This window comes from Mitsuaria sp. WAJ17 (assembly GCF_014174515.1).
Lineage (GTDB): Bacteria > Pseudomonadota > Gammaproteobacteria > Burkholderiales > Burkholderiaceae_C > Roseateles_B.
On sequence record NZ_JACJUG010000132.1, the window covers coordinates 1 to 377 of the forward strand.

A 377-nucleotide genomic window follows, 5' to 3' on the forward strand; every position below is an offset into this window, starting at 1 on the left:
GGCGTTGAAGGTCTTGGTGATTTCGCTCACCGCGCCGGCCAACTGCTCATTGCTGCTGCTGGTGTCCACATCCACCTTGCCGAAATAGCGCCAGGTCAGCGCTGCGTTCACGCCCCAGGGGGTCGCCCAGGATGCGCGCAGCTTGTGACGCCACTTCGGAGCAGGCGTGCCACAGGTCGCGCCGTAGTAGCCGGCGCAGTCGTAGGAACCCAGGCCAGGCACGGGCTCGTTCGACAGTTCCTTCAGGTAGGTACCCAGGAAGCTCAGGTCCAGCTTGCCCATGTCGCCCAGACGCATGGCGTAGTCGACACCAACGTCCATACCTTCGGTCTTGGTCGAACCGATGTTGATGTTGGTCGACACGATCTGCGCACCAG

General features: G+C 62.6%; 1 pseudogene. It reads right to left on the reverse strand.

Annotated elements, in window-relative coordinates:
* A pseudogene (locus tag H5407_RS23710) lies at positions 1–363 on the reverse strand (TonB-dependent receptor); the annotation flags it as partial.
* Between the last annotated feature and the right edge of the window lie 14 nt (positions 364–377).